The organism is Microbacterium phosphatis, from assembly GCF_049177115.1.
GTDB lineage: Bacteria > Actinomycetota > Actinomycetes > Actinomycetales > Microbacteriaceae > Microbacterium > Microbacterium phosphatis.
On sequence record NZ_CP185370.1, the window covers coordinates 1,531,050 to 1,551,930 of the forward strand.

Genomic DNA, 20,881 nt, shown 5'->3' on the forward strand with positions numbered 1-20,881 from the left:
ATCAGACGAACGGCCGTGAGGCGTCGATCATCCGACGCAGGCACACGGCCGCGGTGAGCTCGGAGGCGACGTCCGAGGGCACCGAGGTCGGGCCGGTGACGGTCGGCGCCTCGTCGAGCACCGCGGTGTAGGCCGCCAGCGCCTCGTCGGCCGCCGCCAGGCGCTCGCCGGCCGACTCGCTGCCCGCGGGCTCGGCGACGAGATCGGCCACGCGGCGGATCGCGACGGCCAGGGGGCCGTGCGCGCCCTCGGGAGCGGTGCCGAGCTCGTCGACCCGGATCAGGACATCGGCCAGATCCCGGATCGAGAACACGGTGCGCTCGAGGGCATGCAGGCGGCGGCGGTTCAGGTCGCGTTCGCCGCCGCGGCCGCGGGCACGGGGGTTGGCGCGGCTGCTCTCGTCCGCGTCCTCGACGGCGCGCGTCACCTCGTCGACCGTGCTGTGCAGCTCGGCGACGATCTCGGTGAGCTGGTCGGTGCTGATCTTCCGCCCCTCCACGGCGTCGGCGACGTCGTGGAGGTGCTGCGCGGCCGCATCGCGCAGGGAGGAGAGCCGGTCAGCGGCCTGCTGCAGGTACAGCGGTGGGAAGAGCAGGAGATTCACGACCAGGCCCACCGCGACGCCGAAGGCCATGGTCACGAGGTAGGAGACCGAGAACTCCTCCGGCGTGGCCCCGCCGAGCAGCAGCACGAACAGCCCGGCCATCGCGATCCACTCCCGGCCCACGCCGAGCGCGTCGAGCCCGCCCAGCCAGACGCCCACCCCGACCACGAGCGCGAGCGCCACGATGCCGGGTGCCCCCATCCACAGCAGCGCGATGCCGCCGAAGCCCAGCCCGATCCCGAGCGCCAGCCCCATCAGCGTCTGCATGCCGGAGCGCGCCGACCCGGCGAGCGTCGGGTACATGCTCACCAGCACACCCAGGGGCGCGTAATACGAGTAGTCGGCCTCGGCGAAGGGGACGTAGGGAGCGAGGTACCACGCGAGCGCCGCGGCGATCGCCGTGCGCACGGCGAGGGCGATCCGCGAGCTCTCGCGGAGACCTCGCATGCGGGGGAGTCGGATCCTGGGCCGCGTCATCGGGAGCCGCCCGGTCAGACCGCCAGCTCGGCGCGCCAGCGCGAGAGGTAGGCGGCGGTGATGTCGTCCTCGGCGTGGTTCTCGGCGAACGTCGGGATCTCGCGCAGCACCGGGTACGGCGTCTCGCGGTCGTCTCCGGTGGGGCGCACATCGAGGTGCGTGGCCTCGTAGCCGTTGTCGTGGAGCCAGGTCGCCATGTCGTAGTCGCCGTTCGAGTCGCCGGCGGTGAACCACCGCTGCGGCACGTCCATCCGCTCGGACACGAGCGCGACCGCCCGCTCGGCACCGAGCGCCTTGCCGGCGGACCGGTGCTCGAGATCGATCGAGATGATCGTCGGGACCGTGTAGAAGTCGGCCTCGAGCCCGAGTCGGGCGATGGCCGCGTCGAGTTCGGCCGTGACGGCGGGCTGCTGGGCGAGGTAGTCGGCGTTGGTCACGTCGAGGTTCTGCTCGAGCGAGACCATGGTGCGCTTGGTGTCGTCCCAGAACATCAGGTCGAGGTGCCGGTCGGTGATGGCACGGCAGGCCGCGACGAGGTCCTCCGGCACCGCGATGGTCTCGTCGATGCGGACGTCGCCGATCTCGCCGTCCGTGACGGCGAACCATGTCGCGCCCTTCTCGCCGATGCCCCAGACCGGCGCGTCGGCGGCGAGCCCGGCGTCGACGAGAGCCGGGATGACCTGGTCGGCCAGGAATCGATCCGAACGGCCCGTGTTGAACACGACCGGGCACCCGGCGTTGGCGATCGCCACGAGGTCGGCGGCGATCGAGGGCAGGCGGACCGATCGCGTCACCGTGCTGGCCAGGGGGCCGTCGACGTCGAGCAGCAGGCCGAAAGCGGGGGAGGTCATGCCCCCATCCTCCCCGACGACCCGGCCGCCGTGTGCACCGGGCGTTCAGGCATCGAGTGCGGCCCGCGCCTTCTCGAGCGCGTCACGGGCGTCCGCCTCGGCCGCCGCGGCGTCCTCCGCGCTCTTCGCATCCTCGGCGAGCGCCTCCTCGGCCTGCGCACCGGCGCGCTCGGCGGCCTCGATCTCGCGCCGCAGCTCCGCCAGCCGCTTGTTCGCCTCGTCCCGCACGCGGGTGTGCTGGGCGGTGGCCCGGCGCGCCTCGTCGCTCGCGCGCGTCGCCCGCTCCAGCGCCTTCTCGGCGTCGCGGACGGCGCGCTCCGCCGCGCGTCGCGCGCGGCGCGATGCCAGCTCATCGACCTGGGGCGCGGGAGCGGCGGAGCCATCCGGGGCCGGGCCCGCCACGGCGTCCGTGAGATCGACGGGGTCGAAGCCGACGACCTCAAGCGCGCGGATCAGGCGGCCCGAGGTCACCGCGGCCGCGGCATCGGCGTCGGCCATGGCGGCCTGCAGGGTCTGCGACACCTCGTCCAGCACCGCGGGCGGGGCGTTGACCTCCTGGGCGGCCGCGAGCTCGCCGCCCTCGCGCGCGAGGGCGGAGGTGAGGGCGCGCCGGTCCTTCGTCAGCTGGGTGAGGGTGGCGGCGTCCAGATCCTGCTGGGCGTCGCGCAGCTCGGCCCCGAGCTCGAGCACCTGGCCGACCTTCTCGGCGCGATGGCGCACCAGCTGCCCGACGATCCACGCGGGCGCCGACGCCTTCCGCAGGGCAGCGATCCGCTTCGCCAGCGCGGGGTCGTCGGCCTTCGCCGCCTTCGCGCGGGCGTTGCGCTCGGCGGTGAAGGATGCGGGCGGCAGCGCGTACAGCTCGAAGGCGACCTCGACGAGCGGATCCGTTGCCATGCGTCGATCCTGCCGCACACCGCGTCGAGTAGGGTCGCGACGTGCGCCACGATCCGTCGACCTCACGCCACCGCCGGGTCGCGGCCGTCATCATCGGCGCGGTCGTCGTCGCGGCCGGTCTCGCGGTGAGCGAGTTCACCCCCGCAGGCATGGTCGCCGATGCCGCAGGCGACGCGCTCTACGCCGCCCTGGTCTACCTCATCGCGGTCTTCGTCGCCCCGCGCGCGGCGCCCTGGAAGACGGCACTCGCGGCGCTGGCCTGGTGCGTGGCGGTCGAGTTCTTCCAGCTCACCGGCCTGCCCGAGGTCTGGGGTGCCGCCTTCCGCCCGCTGATGTTCGTCTTCGGCAACGTGTTCGCCGCCTCCGACCTCGCGTTCTACGGGCTCGGCATCGCCCTCGCGTGCGCGATCGATGTCGTGAGCCGCTCCCGGGTGCGGGCGGAGCCGCGGGGCTGAGCGGCGCGGGCCGACCGAGAGCCGCGGATACGGCGGAGCGCCCGCCCGCACAGCCCGGGCGGGCGCTCGTTCGCGGTGTGGCTGCGCGGTCAGCCGCGCGCGGCCCGGCGGGCCGCCTGCTCGATCGGATCCGGGACGGGCAGCGACGCGATGAGGCGGCGCGTGTAGTCGTCCTGCGGATCGCCGAGCACCTGGGCGGTGGGGCCCTGCTCGGCGATGCGGCCGTGATGCAGCACAACGACGCGGTGCGCGAGCAGGTCGACGACAGCGAGGTCGTGCGTGATGAACAGCGCCGCGAACCCGAAGCGCTCCTGCAGCTCGGTGAACAGGTCGAGCACCCGGGCCTGCACCGACACGTCCAGCGCGCTGGTGGGCTCGTCGGCGATGAGCAGCTTCGGGTCGAGCGCGAGCGCGCGGGCAAGCGACGCGCGCTGACGCTGCCCGCCCGAGAGCTCGTGCGGGAACCGGTCGCCGAACTCCTTCGGCAGCTGGACGGCCTCGAGCAGCTCGTCGACCCGGTCGCGGGCCTCCGCAGCGTTCCGGGCCGTGCCGTGCACCACAAGCGGCTCGGCGACGCACTGGGCGATGGTGAGCAGCGGGTTGAAGCTCGACGCCGGGTCCTGGAACACGAACCCCAGCTCGCGGCGCTTCGCCCGGAAGTCGCGCTCGCGCATCCCCAGCATCTCGTGCCCCAGCACCTGCAGCGATCCGCCCGTCACGGGCGCGAGGCCCGCGATCGCGCGACCGATCGTGGTCTTGCCCGATCCCGACTCGCCGACGAGCCCCAGCACCTCGCCGGGGCGGATGTCGAAGTCGACGGCCTGCACGGCCTTGAACGCCTTCTTGCCGAGACGCCCCGGATACTCGATCTCGAGGCCGCGCGCCGAGACCACCGGCGCCGCCTCCGGGTCGCCCGTGAAGGCGCGGTCGGCGATGTCCAGACGCGGCACCGCGCCGAGGAGGCGCTTCGTGTAGGGGTGCTGCGGGGCCGCGAACAGCTCGGTGGCGGGGGCCGTCTCGACGATGTCGCCGAGGTACATCACGGCCACGCGATCGGCGAGGTCGGCGACCACGCCCATGTTGTGGGTGATGAGCAGGATCGCCGTGCCGAACTCGTCCCGCGCCAGGCGCAGCAGGTCGAGGATCTCTGCCTGCACCGTGACATCGAGCGCGGTGGTGGGCTCGTCGGCGATGATCACCGCGGGCTCCAGCGCGAGCGCCTGGGCGATCACGATGCGCTGCTTCTGCCCGCCCGAGAACTGGTGCGGGTAGTCGTCGACGCGCTTGTCGGGCTCCGGAATCCCGACCCGACGCAGGATGTCGATCGCCTTCGCGCGCGCGTCCCGCTTCGAGATGCTGCCGTGGGCGCGCAGGCCCTCGGCGATCTGCCAGCCCACCGTGAAGACGGGGTTGAGCGCCGTCATGGGCTCCTGGAAGATCATCGCCGCCTCGGTGCCGCGCAGGTCGCGCAGGCGCGCCGGCGAGAGGGGCACGATGTCGGTGCCGTTGAGCACGACCGCGCCCTCCACCCGCGCCGTCTCGGGCAGCAGGCCCAGGATCGTGCGCGCGGTGACGGTCTTGCCGGAGCCCGACTCGCCCACGACCGCGAGCACCTCTCCGGGCCGCACCTCGAGGTCGATGCCCTTGACCGCCGCGACGTCGCCGCCGTCGGTGGCGAACGTGATCCGGAGATCCGTGATGTCGACTGCGGGAGTCGTCATGGTCACTCCACCTCTCCGAGGTCCTGGCGGGCGACGGGGGTCGTCGCGGCCGCGGCGTCGGCGGGCGTGGCCGCCTTGGCGCGACGACGCGTGCGCAGACGCGGGTCGGCCAGGTCGTTCAGGCTCTCGCCGACCAGCGTGATGCCCAGCACCACCAGCACGATCGCGGCGCCCGGGAAGACCGAGGTCCACCAGATGCCGCTCGTGACGTCGGCGATCGAGCGGTTGAGGTCGTAGCCCCACTCGGCGGCCTTGGTCGGCTGGATGCCGAAGCCGAGGAAGCCCAGGCCCGCGAGGGTCAGGATCGCCTCGGACGCGTTGAGCGTGAAGATCAGCGGCAGGGTGCGGGTGGCGTTGCGCAGGACGTGACGGAACATCACGCGGAACGTGGACGCACCGATCACCTGCGCCGACTCGACGTACGCCTCCGACTTGATCCGGATCGTCTCGGCGCGGATCACGCGGAAGTACTGCGGGATGAACACGACCGTGATCGAGACCGAGGCCGCGAGCACACCGCCCCACAGGTCGGACTGGCCGCCGGAGATCACGATCGCCGCGACGATCGCGAGCAGCAGCGTCGGGAACGCGAAGACCGCATCGGCGATCACCACGAGCACCCGGTCGAGCCATCCGCCGAAGTAGCCGGAGACGAGGCCGAGAAGGATGCCGGCGAAGATCGACAGCGCGACGGCGATGACGATGACCATAAGCGCCGTCTGCGTGCCCCAGATGACGCGCGAGAGCACGTCGAAGCCGCCGACGGTGGTGCCGAGCAGGTGCTCGGCGCTCGGCGGCTGCTGGGCGCCGAAGCGCTCACCGTCCGAGGTGAGCTGCGCGAAGCCGTACGGCGAGAGCACGGGGGCGAAGATCGCCGTCAGCAGGAACACGGCGCAGATCACGAGACCCGCGGTGAGCATGCCGCGCTGCAGCCCGACCGACTGGCGGTACTGGTGCACGACGGGAAGGCGGGAGAGGAGGCTGCGCACCGTGGAGGGACGCCGCGCTTCCGTCTTCGGGGACTGTGCGGTGGTGGTCATGTCAGTACCTCACCCGGGGGTCGATCAGGGCCGCGATGATGTCGACCACGAAGTTGGTGACCGCGACGATCACGGCGAGGAGGGCGACGATGCCCTGGACGGCGACGAAGTCGCGTGCGCCCAGGTAGTGCGACAGCTGGAAGCCGAGGCCCTGCCACTCGAACGTCGTCTCGGTCAGCACGGCGCCGCCCAGCAGCATGGCGATCTGCATGCCGATCACGGTGATGATCGGGATCAGTGCGGGCTTGTAGGCGTGCTTGCTGACGAGGCGCGTCTCGCGGATGCCTCGCGAGCGGGCCGCATCGATGTACGGCATCGACAGCGTGCCGATGACGTTCGTGCGCACGAGGCGCAGGAACACGCCCGCGGTCAGCAGGCCGAGCGCGATGCCCGGCAGCAGGGCGTGCGCGAGGACGTCGCCGATGGCGTTCGCGCTGCCCGAGCGGATGGCGTCGATCAGGTAGATGCCGGTGGGCGAGTCGAGGCGCCCCAGCGTGATCTCGACCCGCGGCGAGGCGCGCCCCGACGTGGGGAGCACACCCAGCCAGACCGAGAAGATCAGCTTGAGCAGCAGACCGGCGAAGAAGACCGGGGTGGCGTAGCAGAGGATCGCGAACACGCGCAGCACGGCGTCGCCCCAGCGGTCGCGCACGGCCGCGGCGATCATGCCGAGCGGGATGCCGACGATGAAGGCGATGAGCAGCGCGTAGATCGCGAGCTCGAGGGTCGCCCCGCCGTAGTGCAGCAGCAGCTCGGCGACGGGCTGGTTGTCCGTGATGGTGGTTCCGAAGTCGCCGCGGACGATCTGCCCGAGGTATTCGAAGTACTGCACGATCAGCGGGCGGTCGTACCCGGCCGCGTGGATCCGCTCGGCGAGCTGGTCGGCGGGAAGCCGGCCGCCGAGGGCCGCGGTGAGCGGGTCGCCGGTGAGACGCATGAAGAGGAACACCGTGGTCACGAGGATGAACACGGTCGGGAAGATCAGCAGGAAGCGGATCAGGATGTAGCGGCCGAGCGACCCGCCGGATCGCGCACGCCGGGTGGTGGCGGGTGATGCGGGGGAGAGCCCTGGATCAGCGGTGGTGGCTGTCACGACAGGAGTGTCCTTCGGAGGAGGAGGGCAAAGCATGGGAAAGGGGCGGCCTCAGGTGAGACCGCCCCTTTCATGTGCGTCAGCGCGTCAGCGGCGCGAAGCGCAGCTTGAACGACGCGTCGAGGACGACGCCCTCGATGTCGGAGGCCGACACGAGCGTCTGCGCGCCCTGCAGCAGCGGCACGGTCGAGAGGTCCGCGGCGACCTTGGCCTGGATCTCCTCGATCAGGCCCTGGCGCTCGGTCGCGTCCGGGGTGACGGCCTGCTTCAGGATGAGGTCGTTCACCTCGGGGTTGTCGTAGTGGTTGCCCAGGAAGTTCTCCTTGAGGAAGAACGGCGCGAGGTAGTTGTCCGCGTCCGAGTAGTCCGGGAACCAGCCGAGCTGGTAGGCCGGGTACACGTCGGCCGTGCGGTCCTTCGAGTACTGCACCCACTCGGTCGACTTCAGGTCGATGTCGAACAGACCGTCGGCCTCGAGCTGCTCCTCGACCATCGCGTACTCGTCACCCGACGACGGGCCGTAGTGGTCCGGGCTGTACTGCAGGCTGAGCGCGACGGGGGTCGCGACGCCCGCGGCGTCCAGGATCTCCTTGGCCTTGGCGGCGTCAGGGCCGCCCTCGCCGTCGCCGTAGAGGCCCTTCAGCGCGTCGGTGGCGCCGGCGAAGCCCTCGGGCACGTACGAGTACAGCGGCGTGTAGGTGCCGTTGTAGACCTGGTCGCTGATCGCCTCGCGGTCGACGAGCGACGCCACCGCCTGGCGGACGGCCAGGGCCTTGGCCGGGTCGGCCTCGGGGGTCGTGGCGCCGAACGGCTGCGTGTTGAAGTTGAACGTGATGTAGCGGATCTCGCCGCCGGGGCCCTCGTGGACCTTGAGCTTGTCGTCGCCCTGCAGGTCGGCGATGTCCGTCGGCGCGAGGCTGCGGTACGCCACGTCGATGTCGCCCTGCTGCACACCGAGCTTCAGGTTCGAGGACTCGGCGTAGTAGCTGAGGATGACGCCGTCGTTCTCGGGCGCGTCCAGCAGGCCCTTGTACTCGGGGTTCGGGGTGAACTCGACCGTCTCGTTGAACTTGTACGAGGTGATCGTGTACGGGCCGCCGAACGCCTCGGCGTCGACGATGTCCTTGTCGGGCGTGACGGCGTCGGCCGAGAAGGTCTCCTCGTCGACGATGGCGCCGGGGAAGCTCGTCAGGATGAACGGGAAGACCTGGTCGTTCTCGGTCTTCAGCGTGAAGACGACCGTGGTGTCGTCGGGGGTCTCGACCGAGGCGAGGTTGTACAGCAGCGACGAGGCGCCGTTCGGGTCCGCGATCTTGAGGTTGCGGTCGAACGAGAACTTCACGTCACTCGAGGTGAGGTCGTTGCCGTTGGCCCACTTCAGGCCCTTGGGCAGGGTGACCGTGTACTCGGTCGGCGAGGTGAACTCGGCCGACTCGGCGAGGTCGGGGACGACTTCGGTCTCGTTGTAGTTGGTGTTGACGAGGTACGGGAAGACCTGCGTCTGGACCGCGAGCGAGCCGTTGTCGTAGGAGCCGGCCGGGTCGAGCGTGGTCACCTTGTCGGTGGTGCCGATGAGGATGACGTTGTCTCCGGAGCCGGCGTCGCCGCCGTCGCCGCCGCCGCTCGCGCAGCCCGCGAGGGTGAGCGCGGCGACTGCCGGGAGCGCAGCGGCGAGCGCGATGCGGCGCTTGGTGCTGGTGGTGCCCATAGGGGAGCCTCTTTCTGGGATGCGGATCGCACGTCGGTGTGCTCACGATCGGTGACCACGTGCTGTCGCGATCGTGCGATCCAGAGTTCGCGCCGGTGGGGCGTGGCGCATGATGCCGCGATTCTAAGCACAACGCAGGGAGAGTGAGACATCGCCGCACCTGGATGTGCGGGATCTGATCACGTTTTCGGGGGTTTCGCGATCAGACTGTTACCTCTACGGCGCCGCGTGCGACGATCTCGCCCCGTCTTCCGCAACCCACGCGGCCGGATTCCAGGCGTCGAGGATGCGCCGGCGCAGGGCGTTGCCGCGCTCGGCGAAGGCGCGCTGACGGCGCACGTACTCGGCCTTTCCCTCAGGCGTCTCGATCCGGACGGGGACGACGTCCCATGCCGACAGGTCGTAGGGCGCCGCCTCCATGTCGAGCCGGCGGATGTCGCGCGCGAGCTCGAACGCGTCCAGCAGCAGCTCTCCCGGCACGAGTGGACCGAGCTTCACGGCCCACTTGTAGACGTCCATGCCCGCGTGCAGGCACCCGGGCTGATCCAGCTCCGGCTGGAGGTCGCGCGTCGGGGCGACCTGGTTGCGCGGCACGGCGTCGGGCGTGAAGAACCGGAAGGCGTCGAAGTGCGAGCACTTCAGCTCGTGCTCCTCGACGACCGCGTCCGTACCGCCCTGCCCGAGGCGCAGCGGCACCTCGTGCCGGTGGGCCTCGTCGCGATAGACCATCGCCCATTCGTGCAGACCGAAGCAGTCGAACCGCCCCGGACGATCGGCCGTGCGCCGCAGCATGATCGCGATGAGGCGCGCGAGGGGCGCCTTCTCGCGGGAGAAGGCGGCGGCGTCGACCACAACGGAGGCCGGATCCAAGCCGGCCGAGTACCAGCGCCAGTCGGCCCGCGGCTCGCCGGCCGCGTCCGCGAGCTCGACGCCCGCCCCCGGGTGCCAGCGGCGGATGGTCGCCGGCTTGTACCCGTAGTAGGTGAAGAGGAAGTCCCAGACGGGGTGCTTCTCTCCGCGGCTCGCGCGCTCCCGGTGCGCGGCGGTCAGCGCGTCGGCACGGGCGGTGTGCGCGGCCTCCCGGGCGCGCCAGTCGTCACGCGCGAGGCGCGTGATCCCCGGCGCCTCGAGCGTCGGCATGGTCAGCGGTCGAGCACCGCGCGCATCGCGCGCGACAGGTACCACGGGTCGACGACGGCCGTCAGCTCGCGTGCCGAGTGCATGGACAGGATCGGCACTCCCACGTCGACCGTGCGGATGCCGAGGCGGGTCGCGCTGATCGGGCCGATGGTCGAGCCGCACGGCATGGCGTTGTTCGAGACGAACTCCTGCGTGGGCACGCCCGCGGCTTCGCACGCGGCGTTCCAGGCCGCGGCGCCGTGCGCGTCGGTCGCGTACTTCTGGTTGGCGTTGATCTTGAGGATCGGCCCGCCGCCGGCGACGGGCTTGTTCACCGGGTCGTGACGCTCCGGGTAGTTCGGATGGATCGCGTGACCCACGTCGCTCGAGATGTGCAGCGAGCCCGCGAACGCCTGGGCGCGCTGACCGGCGCCGGCGCCGAGACCGCTCGCGATCCGCAGCAGCACGTCCTCGAGGAAGGGGCCGGCGGCGCCCGAGCGCGAGCCGCTGCCGATCTCCTCGTGGTCGAACGAGGCGAACACCGAGATCGAGCGCTCGGGGGTGGCCTCGAGCTGGGCGACGAGGCCCGCGTGTGTCGAGAGCAGGTTGTCGAGGCGGCCCGAGGCGAACAGCTCTCCGGCGGCGCCGAGCGTGCGCGGCTCCTGCGTGTCGGCGACCATGATGTCGTAGCCGCCGATCTCGTCGGCGGCGACGCCGATCCGGTCGGCGAGGGTCTGCAGGATGTCGGCGTCGTCGGGCGCGCCGAGGCCCCACACCGGCTGGGTGTGCTTCTGCTTGTCGAGCGCGAGACCGTCGTTGACGCCGCGGTCGAGGTGGATCGCGAGCTGCGGGATCCGCAGCAGGGGGCCGGTGCGGACGAGGTGCTCCTCGCCCGCGAGGGTGACGATGCGGCCGGCGAGCTCGAGCTCGCGGTCGAGCCACGAGTTCAGCAGCGGGCCGCCGTAGATCTCGAGGCCCAGCTGCCACCACTCGCCAGGGCCCGCCGTGCTGGGCTTCGGCTTGAGCTTGAAGCCGGGGGAGTCGGTGTGGGCACCGAGGATGGTGAACGGCGTGGTGGGGCCGGCGGCCTCGGGCACCGCGAACACCACGGCCGACCCGTCGCGCACCACGACGTAGCGGCCCCCGGGGGCCACGTTCCATGCCTCGGTCTCGGCCAAACGCGTGTAACCGGCCGACTCGGCGCGGCGCGCGATCTCAGCGGCCGCGTGGAACGACGACGGCGAGGCCGCGACGAACGCGGCGAGGTCCTCGATGTGGGTGCGGGCGTCGGCGGGAACGCGATCGGGGCTCATTCCTCCAGTATCGCCCGGCTCAGCTGACCGCGGTCAGGATGCCAGCGGCTCGATGAGCTGGGGCGAGTTGTTGCGGACGTTGCCGACGTCCTTCGCGACGGCGTGCCACGCGAGGGTTTCGGCGACGTAGGGAGCGGCGTCGACCGCCGCGTCCAGCACGTCCCGCGGGTAGTCGACGGTCGGGTCCAGCCACGCGTCCGCGTGATCCTGATCCATGAACACGGGCATCCGGCCATGGATCGACCCGAGCGGGCCCATCGCCTCGCGGGTCAGGATCGTGAAGCTCAGCACCCAGCGCGCCGGATCGTCGTCGGTCTTCGACGGGTCCTTCCACCACTCGTACAGCCCGGCGAACAGCAGCGGCTCGCCGTCGCCCGGGTGGATGAAGTGGGGCACCTTCGTCTTGCCGTCGGCCTGCAGCTGCCACTCGTAGTAGCCGGAGGACGGGATGATCGCGCGTCGCTTCTGCAGCGCGTTCTTGAACATCGCCTTCTCTTCGAGCTCCTCCGAGCGGGCGTTGAAGGCGCGGGCGCCGATCGAGACGTCCTTCGCCCAGGAGGGCACAAGCCCCCAGCGCGCGACCTCGAGTCGGCGCGTGGGCGGCTCGGTCTTCGCCGAGTCGAGCACGATCGCGACCGGATCGGTGGGGGCGACGTTGTACGAGGGCGGAGGCAGCTCGTCGGCCACCAGGTCCACCCGCAGCTCGCCCACGAGCTCGTTTCCCGCCCTCGCCACCACGAATCGACCGCACATGCCGCCAGGGTATGCCCGACCTCCGACGTCGGGCATCAGGTGCTGGTGCGCGGCGCACCGTTCACTTCTCGGGCGCGAGGATCCCGACCTGCTCGAGGCGCTCGGCGAGGCCCGCACCGTCGTCGGCGGTGACCCACGGGATGGACGCGGCCGAGTGGTCGTTGACCGCCGTGCGACCACCGGCCAGGACGGCCTCCGCGGGGGAGAGGCGGCGGATCGCCACTCCCGCGACCTGTGCGGGGTACTCGCTCGTGAACTGGGTGTAGATCGCGTCGTCGTGCTGACCGTCGTCGCCCACGAGCAGCCACTTGACGTCGGGGAACTCCTCCGCCAGGCGCCGCAGGTTCGTGAGCTTGTGGTCGGTGCCGGACCGGAACCACCGGTCGTGAGTCGGGCCCCAGTCGGTCAGGAGCAGGGAGCCGGCGGGGTAGAGGTGGCGGCTGAGGAAGCGCGAGAGCGTGGGCGCGACGTTCCAGGCGCCCGTGGAGAGGTAGAGCATCGGCCCGCCCGGCTCGCGGCGGGCGAGACGTCCGAGCAGCACCGCCATCCCCGGAACAGGCTGACGCGCGTGCTCGTCGCGCACGAACGAGTTCCATGCCGCGAGCAGGGGGCGCGGGAGCGCTGTCACCATCACGGTGTCATCGATGTCGCTCACCACGCCGTGACGCGCGTCGGGGGCGATGATCTGCAGCACCGACTCGGCGGCCTCGCCGTTCTCCACGGACATCAGCACCGGCTGCCAGCCGGGCTCGAGGTCGGCCTCCAGGCGCGCGTCGATCACCCCGCCGCTGTCGGAGACGACCTCGTGCGTGCGATCGCCGATGGTGATCCGCACGGTCGCGTAGCCCACCGGGATGCTGACGAACGCCCGCCAGCCGCGCACACGCGCCCGCTCGCCGTCGCGCCGCGACTTCACGGGCGGCACGATCAGGACGCGCCCGAGCACCCGCACCCACCCGTCGCCTCCGTAGCCCGGGAACACGAGCACCGTGGGCTTGCGCCCCCGCCGGCGTGCGCGCTTCTCGCGCCACGCGTGAACGCGACGTTCGATGCGGGCGATCCAATGGATCCTGGTTCGGGTGGTGGAGGCCATCCGGTCCAGTCTCCCATGGCGCACCCGGAGCTGCCGTGGGAGATCTCGCCGTGAGGGAGGTCAGTCGCCCAGGTGACGCTTCTCGAAGCGGCTGATGAGCTTCTCGATGACGAGCACCACCAGCACGAGCAGCACGAGCCCCCCGACCAGCACGAACACAGCGCCCTGGGCCTCGCCGGCCAGCTCGCGATACGAACCGGCGGCGGTGGCGGCGATGCCCACGTACAGCGCCGCCCAGAGGACGCATGACGGGGCCGCCCACAGGACGAAGCGGCGGAACGAGTACGGGCTCATCCCCACCGTCAGCGGCACGATCTGGCGCAGCACCGGCAGGAATCGGGCGAGGAAGATCGCGAGCCCGCCGCGGCGCCCCACGTAGCGCTCGGCACGATCCCAGTTCTTCTCGCCGATCCGGCGGCCGACCCAGGAGGTGCGGATGTGGGGGCCGAGCCATCGGCCGATCCCGAAGCCGATCGTCTCGCCGGCCAGCGATCCGAGCGCGGCGGCGGCCGCGAGCAGCACACCCTCCCAGACGGAGGTTACGCCCATGGCTGCGACGATCACGATCGTGTCGCCCGGTACGATGAGCCCGATCACCACGCTCAGCTCGAGGAGCATGGCCACGCCGGCGATCACCATCCGCAGAATCGGATCGACGGAGGCGACGACATCGAGAACCCAGCCGAGTGCATCGTCCACCCGATCGAGCATAGGCTCGCGCGCCGGTTGATACCCTGGAATCTCGCGCCGACGCGCCCTTTTCGGCCCGCACTCGATCGATTGGCTACCCCACCCGTGTCGCAGACAGAATCCGCCATCTCCACCGCACCCTCCGAGGGTGCGTTCGACGTTCACGCGCTGCACGCCAAGTGGCAGCGGCGCTGGGCCGAGGAGGGCACCTTCCTCGCGGGTGGCGACGACGACACGCGCCCCCGCAAGTACGTGCTGGCGATGTTCCCGTACCCCTCGGGCGACCTGCACATGGGGCACGCCGAGAACTACCTCTACAGCGACATCGTCGCGCGCTACTGGCGTCACCGCGGCTACAACGTGCTGCACCCGATCGGCTGGGACTCGTTCGGCCTGCCGGCCGAGAACGCGGCCATCAAGCGCGGCGCCGACCCAAAGGAGTGGACGTACGCGAACATCGCGCAGCAGCGCGAGAGCATGAAGGCGTACGGGGCCTCGTTCGACTGGAGCCGCGTGCTCCACACGAGCGACGACGACTACTACCGCTGGAACCAATGGCTGTTCCAGCAGCTGCACGAGCGCGGTCTCGCCTACCGCAAGGACAGCCCGGTCAACTGGTGCCCCAACGACCAGACGGTGCTCGCCAACGAGCAGGTCGTCGACGGCCACTGCGAGCGCTGCGGCGCCACGGTCGTCAAGCGCAAGCTGACGCAGTGGTACTTCAAGATCACCGAGTACGCCGACCGCCTGCTGGATGACCTGAACCAGCTCGAGGGCCGCTGGCCGCACAAGGTGCTGCAGATGCAGCGCAACTGGATCGGCCGCTCGATCGGCGCGGACGTCGACTTCGAGATCGAGGGGCGCGCCGAGAAGGTCACGGTCTTCACCACGCGTCCCGACACGCTGCACGGCGCGACGTTTATGGTCGTCGCCCCGGACAGCGACCTCGCCGCCGAGCTGGTCTCGGCCGCCTCGCCCGAGGCGCAGGCGCGCTTCGAGGACTACCTCGCGCAGACGCAGAAGCAGACTGACATCGAGCGCCAGTCCGCCGACCGCCCGAAGACGGGTGTCTTCCTCGAGCGCTACGCGCTGAACCCCTTCACGGGCGAGCGTCTGCCGATCTGGTCGGCCGACTACGTGCTGGCCGACTACGGTCACGGTGCCGTGATGGCCGTGCCCGCGCACGACCAGCGCGACCTCGACTTCGCTCGCGCGTTCGACCTTCCCGTCAAGGTCGTCGTCGACACCACCGCGCCCGTCACCGGCGCGATCCCCGTGATCGAGGTCGACGACGACGGTGTCCCCGTCGACCCGCAGGCGGCCGAGCTCGACCCCGCGACCACCGGCGAGGCCCTGGCGGGCGAGGGCCGGATGATCAATTCGGGCCCCCTCGACGGTCTGTCCAAGCGGCACGCCATCGCGCGTGCGATCGAGCTGCTCGAGGCGCAGGGCAAGGGCCGCGCCTCGAAGCAGTACCGCCTGCGCGACTGGCTGATCTCGCGTCAGCGCTTCTGGGGCACGCCGATCCCGATGATCCACACCGCCGACGGCGAGATCGTCCCGGTTCCGGCCGACCAGCTGCCGGTGCGCCTGCCGGATGCCGCGGGCCTCGACCTCAAGCCGAAGGGATCGTCGCCGCTCGGCGCCGCCACCGGCTGGGTCGAGACCACCGACCCGCGCACGGGCGAGCCCGCCCTGCGCGACCCCGACACGATGGACACGTTCGTCGACAGCTCGTGGTACTTCCTGCGCTTCCTGTCGCCGGGCAACGCGGAGAAGGCCTTCGACCCGGCCGACGCCGACCGCTGGGCGCCCGTCGACGCCTACATCGGCGGTGTCGAGCACGCGATCCTGCACCTGCTGTACGCGCGCTTCATCACCAAGGTCCTCTTCGACATGGGCCTGGTCGACTTCACCGAGCCGTTCTCGAGCCTGATCAACCAGGGCATGGTGATCCTCGACGGCGCCAAGATGTCGAAGTCGAAGGGCAACCTCGTCCTGTTCAAGGAGGAGCTCGACCAGCACGGCGCCGACACGCTGCGTGTGGCGCTGGCCTTCGCCGGCCCCGTGGAGGACGACAAGGACTGGAAGGACGTCTCGACCACCGGCGCGTGGAAGTTCCTCTCCCGCGCCATGCGCCTCGCGCACGAGGTGTCGTCGGAGGCGGGCATCGACTTCGCCGCCGGCGACCAGGCGCTGCGGCGTGTGACGCACAAGGTGCTGGCCGACGTGCCGGCCCTCGTCGAGCAGACGAAGTTCAACGTCGTCGTCGCCCGCCTGATGGAGCTGGTCAACGCGATCCGCAAGACGGTCGACAGCGGCCCCGGTGCCTCCGACGCGGCCGTGCGCGAGGCCGTCGAGGCCACCGCCGTCATCCTCGACCTCATCGCCCCGCACACCGCGGAGGAGATGTGGGAGCTGCTGGGTCACACCGGCTCGGTGGGGCTTGTCACCTGGCCCGCCGCCGACCCGGCCCTCCTGGTCGAGGACTCGGTCACCTCCGTCGTCCAGATCGACGGCAAGGTGCGCTCCACGCTGACCGTCTCGGCCAAGATCTCCGTCGAGGAGCTCGAGGCCCTCGCCCGCGCCGACGAGAAGGTGCTCCGCGCCCTCGACGGCCGCGACATCGTCCGTGCCATCGTCCGCGCCCCGAAGGTCGTCAGCTTCTCGACCAAGTAGTCACGGCCGCAACCCGAGGGCGGGCCCGGTTCGCCGGGCCCGCCCTCGCGCCGTTCGCCGCCCTTGCGCCGTTCGCCGCCCTTGCTCGTTGAGCGAGGGAGGAACGGCCGAGTCGAAACGCCCCAGCAGCCCACGGCCTCTCGTCCCCACCCCGCGCCCGCTCGCCCCTCATCCACGACCACCGGGATCCGCCGATCCGACCGCGAAGGCTTCCTAACGTGGAGGCGTGGCGGCCGCAGAGGAGACTCGGGATGACCGTTCGCCGATCCCGGAGATCGCTGAGCCGCCGCGTCGGCTGAGGCTCGGCCTCGGGGCGATCGTGCTGCTGGTGATCGCGGCGCTGGCCGTGACGATCGGGATCGGCGTCTGGCGGGGTGCGACGGCGCCGACCGCTGTCGTGATGGGGCCGACGCCCTCTCCGGGGGTCAGCGTCGTCGCGGGGCGGATCTATGTGCATGTCGACGGCCGGGTGCGCCTGCCCGGGCTCTACGTCCTGCCGTCCGGCTCGCGCGTCGTCGACGCGGTCGCGTCGGCGGGTGGCTTCGCCGAAGATGCGGACAGGGCGGGGGTGAACCTCGCGCGCGTGGTGGCCGACGGCGAGCAGCTGGTGGTGCCGGCCAAGGGGGCGGCACCGCCCGCGGGTGCCGCGGCAGCCGAGGAGACGGCGGGCGATCTCATCGACCTCAACACCGCGGACGCGCCGGCCCTCGAGGGGCTTCCCCGCATCGGCCCGGCTCTCGCCGAGCGCATCATCACCTGGCGCGACGAGAACGGGCGCTTCGCGAGCGTCGACGATCTCCTCGCGGTGCCGGGGATCGGGGACAAGATGCTCGAGGGCATCCGCCCGCACGTGAGGGTGGGATGACCCGCGTCCCTGAGGAGCGCGAGACGGAGGTCGCGGGGCGCGACCTCCGGATGGTGCCGGTCACGCTCAGCTCGTGGGCCGCCGCGCTCGGCACCGTGCTCGTGCCGGAGAGCGCCCCGTGGGTCGCGGCGGGCGTGTGGCTGCTTGTGCTGGCCGGGGCCGCTGCGTGGCGATGGCTTCCGTGTACGGGGCGCACCGCGGGGACGGTCGCGGTGCTCGCGTGCGCGTTCGCCGGCACGGTCGCCGGGCACGTCGCGCTGGCCGCGCCCGGGCGGGCCGCCGTCGTCGAGCTCGCCGAGGGGCGCGCCGTCGAGCTGAACATGGTGGTCGCCTCGAAGGTCGAGCGGCGAGCCGGGGCGCTCTGGTTCGACGGTGAGGCGTCCTCGGTGGTGCGGGGCGAGGAGGCGTTGCGCGGATCGGCGCCGGTCACCGTCAGCGTGGCTCCCGCCGCGGTCGAGGGATCGGCGCTCGACCTGGGCTCGCGCGTGCGCGTGCGGGGCACCGCGCAGGCGAGCGACCCGGGTGACCGCGCCGTCCTCACGGTGTTCGCCCACGAGGCGACTGTCCGTGCCGGCCCGGCGTTCGGGCTCGACCTCGCCGCCGCGCTGCGCGACGGATTCGTCGCGCGGGCGGCGCTGCTGCCGGCACCCGGGGCGATGCTGCTGCCGGGCCTCGCGGTCGGCGACACCCGCACCGTCTCGCCCGAGCTCGATGCCGCCATGAAGGCTTCGTCCCTCTCGCACCTCACGGCCGTGTCCGGCGCGAACTGCGCCCTCGTCGTCGGCCTCGCGTTCGGCGCGGCGGCTCTGCTCGGTGCCCCGCGGGGCGTGCGCATCGCCGCCGGGCTGACGGCCCTCGGCGGCTTCGTGGTGCTGGTGACGCCCGAGCCGAGCGTGATCCGCGCGGGCGGGATGGCGGCGATCGCGCTGCTCGCTCTTGTGCTGGGGCGGGCGGGGGCGGGGGTCTCGGTGCTCGCCCTCGCCGCGACCGTGCTGCTGGTCGCCGATCCGTGGCTCGCCGCCTCGTACGGGTTCGTGCTCTCGGTCGTGGCGACGGGCTCGCTCCTGCTGCTTGCCGGGCCGCTGTCCCGCGGGCTGTCGCGGTGGCTCCCGTCACCGCTCGCGCTGGCGCTGAGCGTGCCGCTGGCGGCTCAGCTGGCCTGCGGGCCCGTGCTGGTGCTGCTCGCCCCGGAGGTGCCGCTGTACGGCGTTCTGGCCAACCTCCTCGCCGAGCCCGCGGCGCCCCTCGTCACGGTGGTCGGTCTGGCGGCGTGCCTCGCGGCTCCACTGCCGGTCCTCGCCGACGGTCTGGCGGCCGTGGCATGGCTGCCCTCGGCATGGATCGCGTCGACCGCGGAGACGATGTCCGCGCTGCCGAGCGCCCGCGTCACCTGGCCCCCGGGCCTCGGCGGCGCCGCCCTGCTCGCGGCGGCGGGGCTCCTCGTCGGGATCCTGATCCTCCGCGCCGGCTCGGCGGATGCGCGCGATCGTCGGATGCGTCGGATCGCTGCCGCGCTGCTCGCGGCGGGAACCGGAGTGACGGCCGGTCTCACCGCGCTGGCGGGTGTCGCGGGCCCGCTGTCGGTGCCAGCCGATTGGGCGGTCGCCGCGTGCGACGTCGGGCAGGGCGACGGGCTGGTGCTGCGCTCGGCCGGGGTGGTCGCCGTCGTCGACACGGGCCCCGCGCCCGCTCCGCTCGCGGCGTGCCTCGCGCGCCTCGGCATCGACCGCGTCGACCTGCTGGTTCTCACGCACTTCGATCTCGATCACGCCGGCGGTGTGGCGGCCCTGCGCGATCGCGTGGCGACGGTGCTGCACGGGCCGATCGACGGCGCCGACGACGAGGCGACGCTCGCCGAGCTCGGGGGTGTGCGCCGCGTGCCGGCCGCCGCGGGCCTGTCCGGGGTGCTGGGCACCGCACGGTGGCGGGTGCTGTGGCCACGACCGCAGTCCCCGGCGTTCCCGGCCGGCAACGACGCGAGCGTGGTGCTCGAGGTCGCGGGGCCGGACGTCCCGCGGACGATCCTCCTCGGCGATCTGTCCGCGTCCTCGCAGGCGGCGCTGCTCGGGTCGGGTCTCGTCGCCGGGCCTTACGACGTGGTCAAGGTCGCCCATCACGGCAGCGCCGATCAGGATCCCGATCTGTACGCCGAGATCGCACCGCGCCTCGCGGTGATCTCGGTCGGAGCGGCCAACGACTACGGACACCCGCGCGCGGAGATCCTGGCGACGCTCGCCGACCTCGGGGTGATGACCGAGCGCACCGATCGCTCGGGTCTTGTGCTGGTCTCGCCGGACCACGAGGGGCTGCGGGTCTGGCGCGAGCGCCCGCCGTGAGCGGTGTCCGAGGCCGCCGGTAGGCTGGGGGAATGGCACCCGCACCCGCTTCGAAGACCGGCGCCCGGGCGGCCAAGACCTCGATCCCGCAGCTGCCATGGCGCAATCCGCGCCCGGCGCCGATCGTCCTCGTCTCGGGCCCCGAAGAGGTCTGCGCCGAGCGCGCGATCGCCGGTGTCCGCGACTACCTGAAGGCCGAGGATCCGGCCCTCGAGATCGCCGACGTCCGCGCCGACGACTACACCGCCGGCACGCTGCTGGCGGTCTCGTCGCCGTCGCTGTTCGGCGAGCCGCGACTGGTGCGCGTGTCGGGGGTCGAGAAGTGCAGCGACGCGTTCCTCTCGGAGGCGCTGTCGTACCTCGAGCACCCGCAGGAGGGCGCGACGATCGTCCTGCGCCACACCTCGGCGACCGTCCGCGGCAAGAAGCTGCTCGACGCGATCCGCTCCGGCGTCGGCGGGGGAGTCGAGGTGCCGTGCCCCGCGGTGAAGCGAGACGCCGAGCGGCACGATTTCGCGGCCGGGGAGTTCAAGGCCGCCGATCGACGCATCGCCCCGCGCGCGCTCCAGGCGCTGCTGCAGGCGTTCGCCGACGACCTCACCGAGCTGTCGGCCGCGTGCCAGCAGCTGATCGCCGACGTCGACGGCGACATCACCGAGGAGATCGTCGCCCGCTACTACGGCGGTCGCGTCGAGACCAACGCCTTCGCGGTCGCCGACACCGCCATCGCGGGCCGCTACGGCGAGGCTCTGGTGGGCCTCCGCCACGCTCTCGCATCGGGCGCCGATCCGGTGCCGCTGGTGGCCGCCTTCGCGATGAAGCTGCGCACGATGGCGAAGGTCGCCGGCTCCCGCGAGCCGAGCCGCGCCCTCGCGGCGCGTCTCGGGATGAAGGACTGGCAGGTGGATCGCGCGCGCAAGGATCTGCAGGCCGGCTGGACGCAGGCGACGCTCGGCCTGGCCATCCAGGCGACCGCACGTGCCGACGCGGAGGTGAAGGGCGCCTCGCGCGACCCCGTCTTCGCCCTCGAGCGCATGATCGCCGTCATCTCGACGCGCCGCCCGTTCGGCGAGTAGTCCCCGCCCGGCCCAAGGCGCCCGGCCCGAGGCGTCCGGCCCGAGGCCGCCGCCTCAGCCGCGCACGCCGGGTACAGCAGAAGGCCCGCCCCGATGGGGACGGGCCTTCTC

General features: G+C 72.0%; 17 protein-coding genes. 5 read left to right on the forward strand and 12 right to left on the reverse strand.

Annotation, left to right across the window (positions count from 1 at the left end):
• Position 1: 1 nt before the first annotated feature.
• The 3 genes from ACOKGD_RS07245 to ACOKGD_RS07255 are packed head-to-tail and all read right to left on the reverse strand — an operon-like array spanning position 2 to position 2,829.
• Positions 2-1,051: an FUSC family protein gene (locus ACOKGD_RS07245; protein WP_342334834.1), complete on the reverse strand. Its 1,050-nt coding sequence runs from the start codon at positions 1,049-1,051 to the stop codon at positions 2-4.
• A gap of 44 nt (positions 1,052-1,095) precedes the next feature.
• Complete coding sequence (locus ACOKGD_RS07250; RefSeq protein ID WP_342334833.1) at positions 1,096-1,932, reverse strand: hypothetical protein; 837 nt, start codon at positions 1,930-1,932, stop codon at positions 1,096-1,098.
• A 45-nt stretch (positions 1,933-1,977) separates the two neighbouring features.
• A complete protein-coding gene (locus ACOKGD_RS07255) occupies positions 1,978-2,829 on the reverse strand; it encodes a transposase (protein WP_342334832.1) in 852 nt (283 codons plus the stop codon).
• 41 nt (positions 2,830-2,870) lie between these two features.
• Between ACOKGD_RS07255 and ACOKGD_RS07260 the strand changes: the two genes are divergently transcribed.
• Complete coding sequence (locus ACOKGD_RS07260) at positions 2,871-3,284, forward strand: DUF2809 domain-containing protein (protein WP_342334831.1); 414 nt, start codon at positions 2,871-2,873, stop codon at positions 3,282-3,284.
• A gap of 89 nt (positions 3,285-3,373) precedes the next feature.
• On the opposite strand, the gene ACOKGD_RS07265 is transcribed toward ACOKGD_RS07260, so the two are convergent.
• The 9 genes from ACOKGD_RS07265 to ACOKGD_RS07305 all read right to left on the reverse strand — a co-directional run bounded on the left by ACOKGD_RS07265 (position 3,374) and on the right by ACOKGD_RS07305 (position 13,823).
• Complete coding sequence (locus tag ACOKGD_RS07265) at positions 3,374-5,005, reverse strand: ABC transporter ATP-binding protein (protein ID WP_342334830.1); 1,632 nt, start codon at positions 5,003-5,005, stop codon at positions 3,374-3,376.
• A 2-nt stretch (positions 5,006-5,007) separates the two neighbouring features.
• Positions 5,008-6,045: an ABC transporter permease gene (locus ACOKGD_RS07270; RefSeq protein WP_342334829.1), complete on the reverse strand. Its 1,038-nt coding sequence runs from the start codon at positions 6,043-6,045 to the stop codon at positions 5,008-5,010.
• Position 6,046: 1 nt separating this feature from the next.
• Complete coding sequence (locus ACOKGD_RS07275) at positions 6,047-7,174, reverse strand: ABC transporter permease (RefSeq protein ID WP_421355106.1); 1,128 nt, start codon at positions 7,172-7,174, stop codon at positions 6,047-6,049.
• Between the two features lie 43 nt (positions 7,175-7,217).
• Entirely contained in the window at positions 7,218-8,846 is a 1,629-nt protein-coding gene (locus tag ACOKGD_RS07280) for an ABC transporter substrate-binding protein (protein ID WP_342334827.1), read from the reverse strand.
• Positions 8,847-9,062: 216 nt separating this feature from the next.
• The gene (locus ACOKGD_RS07285) at positions 9,063-9,986 is read right to left on the reverse strand and encodes a 3-methyladenine DNA glycosylase (protein WP_342334826.1); all 924 of its coding nucleotides are present in this window, start codon (positions 9,984-9,986) and stop codon (positions 9,063-9,065) included.
• A gap of 2 nt (positions 9,987-9,988) precedes the next feature.
• Positions 9,989-11,278, reverse strand: a complete 1,290-nt coding sequence (locus ACOKGD_RS07290; protein ID WP_342334825.1) for a M18 family aminopeptidase — start codon at positions 11,276-11,278, stop codon at positions 9,989-9,991.
• Between the two features lie 33 nt (positions 11,279-11,311).
• The gene (locus ACOKGD_RS07295; protein ID WP_342334824.1) at positions 11,312-12,031 is read right to left on the reverse strand and encodes an SOS response-associated peptidase; all 720 of its coding nucleotides are present in this window, start codon (positions 12,029-12,031) and stop codon (positions 11,312-11,314) included.
• Positions 12,032-12,092: 61 nt separating this feature from the next.
• Entirely contained in the window at positions 12,093-13,124 is a 1,032-nt protein-coding gene (locus tag ACOKGD_RS07300) for an App1 family protein (RefSeq protein WP_342334823.1), read from the reverse strand.
• Between the two features lie 60 nt (positions 13,125-13,184).
• On the reverse strand, positions 13,185-13,823 hold the full coding sequence (locus tag ACOKGD_RS07305) for a DedA family protein (RefSeq protein ID WP_342334822.1): 639 nt from the start codon (positions 13,821-13,823) through the stop codon (positions 13,185-13,187).
• Between the two features lie 96 nt (positions 13,824-13,919).
• On the opposite strand from ACOKGD_RS07305, the gene leuS reads away from it, so the two are divergent.
• The 4 genes from leuS (at position 13,920) to holA (ending at position 20,770) form a co-directional block, all read left to right on the forward strand.
• The gene (gene leuS / locus ACOKGD_RS07310; protein ID WP_342334821.1) at positions 13,920-16,493 is read left to right on the forward strand and encodes a leucine--tRNA ligase; all 2,574 of its coding nucleotides are present in this window, start codon (positions 13,920-13,922) and stop codon (positions 16,491-16,493) included.
• A gap of 226 nt (positions 16,494-16,719) precedes the next feature.
• Positions 16,720-17,358 (forward strand): helix-hairpin-helix domain-containing protein, encoded by a 639-nt coding sequence (locus tag ACOKGD_RS07315; protein WP_421355107.1) that lies wholly within the window; start codon positions 16,720-16,722, stop codon positions 17,356-17,358.
• On the forward strand, positions 17,355-19,694 hold the full coding sequence (locus ACOKGD_RS07320; RefSeq protein WP_342334820.1) for a ComEC/Rec2 family competence protein: 2,340 nt from the start codon (positions 17,355-17,357) through the stop codon (positions 19,692-19,694). The genes ACOKGD_RS07315 and ACOKGD_RS07320 overlap by 4 nt, the downstream gene beginning before the upstream one ends.
• 32 nt (positions 19,695-19,726) lie before the next feature.
• Positions 19,727-20,770 (forward strand): DNA polymerase III subunit delta, encoded by a 1,044-nt coding sequence (holA, locus tag ACOKGD_RS07325; RefSeq protein WP_342334819.1) that lies wholly within the window; start codon positions 19,727-19,729, stop codon positions 20,768-20,770.
• Positions 20,771-20,881: the final 111 nt, after the last annotated feature.

What these genes read in the sequence shown, in the direction of transcription:
- ACOKGD_RS07245 (WP_342334834.1), bottom strand. Translation starts at nt 1,051, where the DNA reads ATGCGAGGTCTCCGCGAGAGCTCGCGGATCGCCCTCGCCGTGCGCACG.
- ACOKGD_RS07250 (WP_342334833.1), bottom strand. Translation starts at nt 1,932, where the DNA reads ATGACCTCCCCCGCTTTCGGCCTGCTGCTCGACGTCGACGGCCCCCTG.
- ACOKGD_RS07255 (WP_342334832.1), bottom strand. Translation starts at nt 2,829, where the DNA reads ATGGCAACGGATCCGCTCGTCGAGGTCGCCTTCGAGCTGTACGCGCTG.
- ACOKGD_RS07265 (WP_342334830.1), bottom strand. Translation starts at nt 5,005, where the DNA reads ATGACGACTCCCGCAGTCGACATCACGGATCTCCGGATCACGTTCGCC.
- ACOKGD_RS07270 (WP_342334829.1), bottom strand. Translation starts at nt 6,045, where the DNA reads ATGACCACCACCGCACAGTCCCCGAAGACGGAAGCGCGGCGTCCCTCC.
- ACOKGD_RS07275 (WP_421355106.1), bottom strand. Translation starts at nt 7,174, where the DNA reads ATGCTTTGCCCTCCTCCTCCGAAGGACACTCCTGTCGTGACAGCCACC.
- ACOKGD_RS07280 (WP_342334827.1), bottom strand. Translation starts at nt 8,846, where the DNA reads ATGGGCACCACCAGCACCAAGCGCCGCATCGCGCTCGCCGCTGCGCTC.
- ACOKGD_RS07285 (WP_342334826.1), bottom strand. Translation starts at nt 9,986, where the DNA reads ATGCCGACGCTCGAGGCGCCGGGGATCACGCGCCTCGCGCGTGACGAC.
- ACOKGD_RS07290 (WP_342334825.1), bottom strand. Translation starts at nt 11,278, where the DNA reads ATGAGCCCCGATCGCGTTCCCGCCGACGCCCGCACCCACATCGAGGAC.
- ACOKGD_RS07295 (WP_342334824.1), bottom strand. Translation starts at nt 12,031, where the DNA reads ATGTGCGGTCGATTCGTGGTGGCGAGGGCGGGAAACGAGCTCGTGGGC.
- ACOKGD_RS07300 (WP_342334823.1), bottom strand. Translation starts at nt 13,124, where the DNA reads ATGGCCTCCACCACCCGAACCAGGATCCATTGGATCGCCCGCATCGAA.
- ACOKGD_RS07320 (WP_342334820.1), top strand. Translation starts at nt 17,355, where the DNA reads ATGACCCGCGTCCCTGAGGAGCGCGAGACGGAGGTCGCGGGGCGCGAC.
- holA (WP_342334819.1), top strand. Translation starts at nt 19,727, where the DNA reads ATGGCACCCGCACCCGCTTCGAAGACCGGCGCCCGGGCGGCCAAGACC.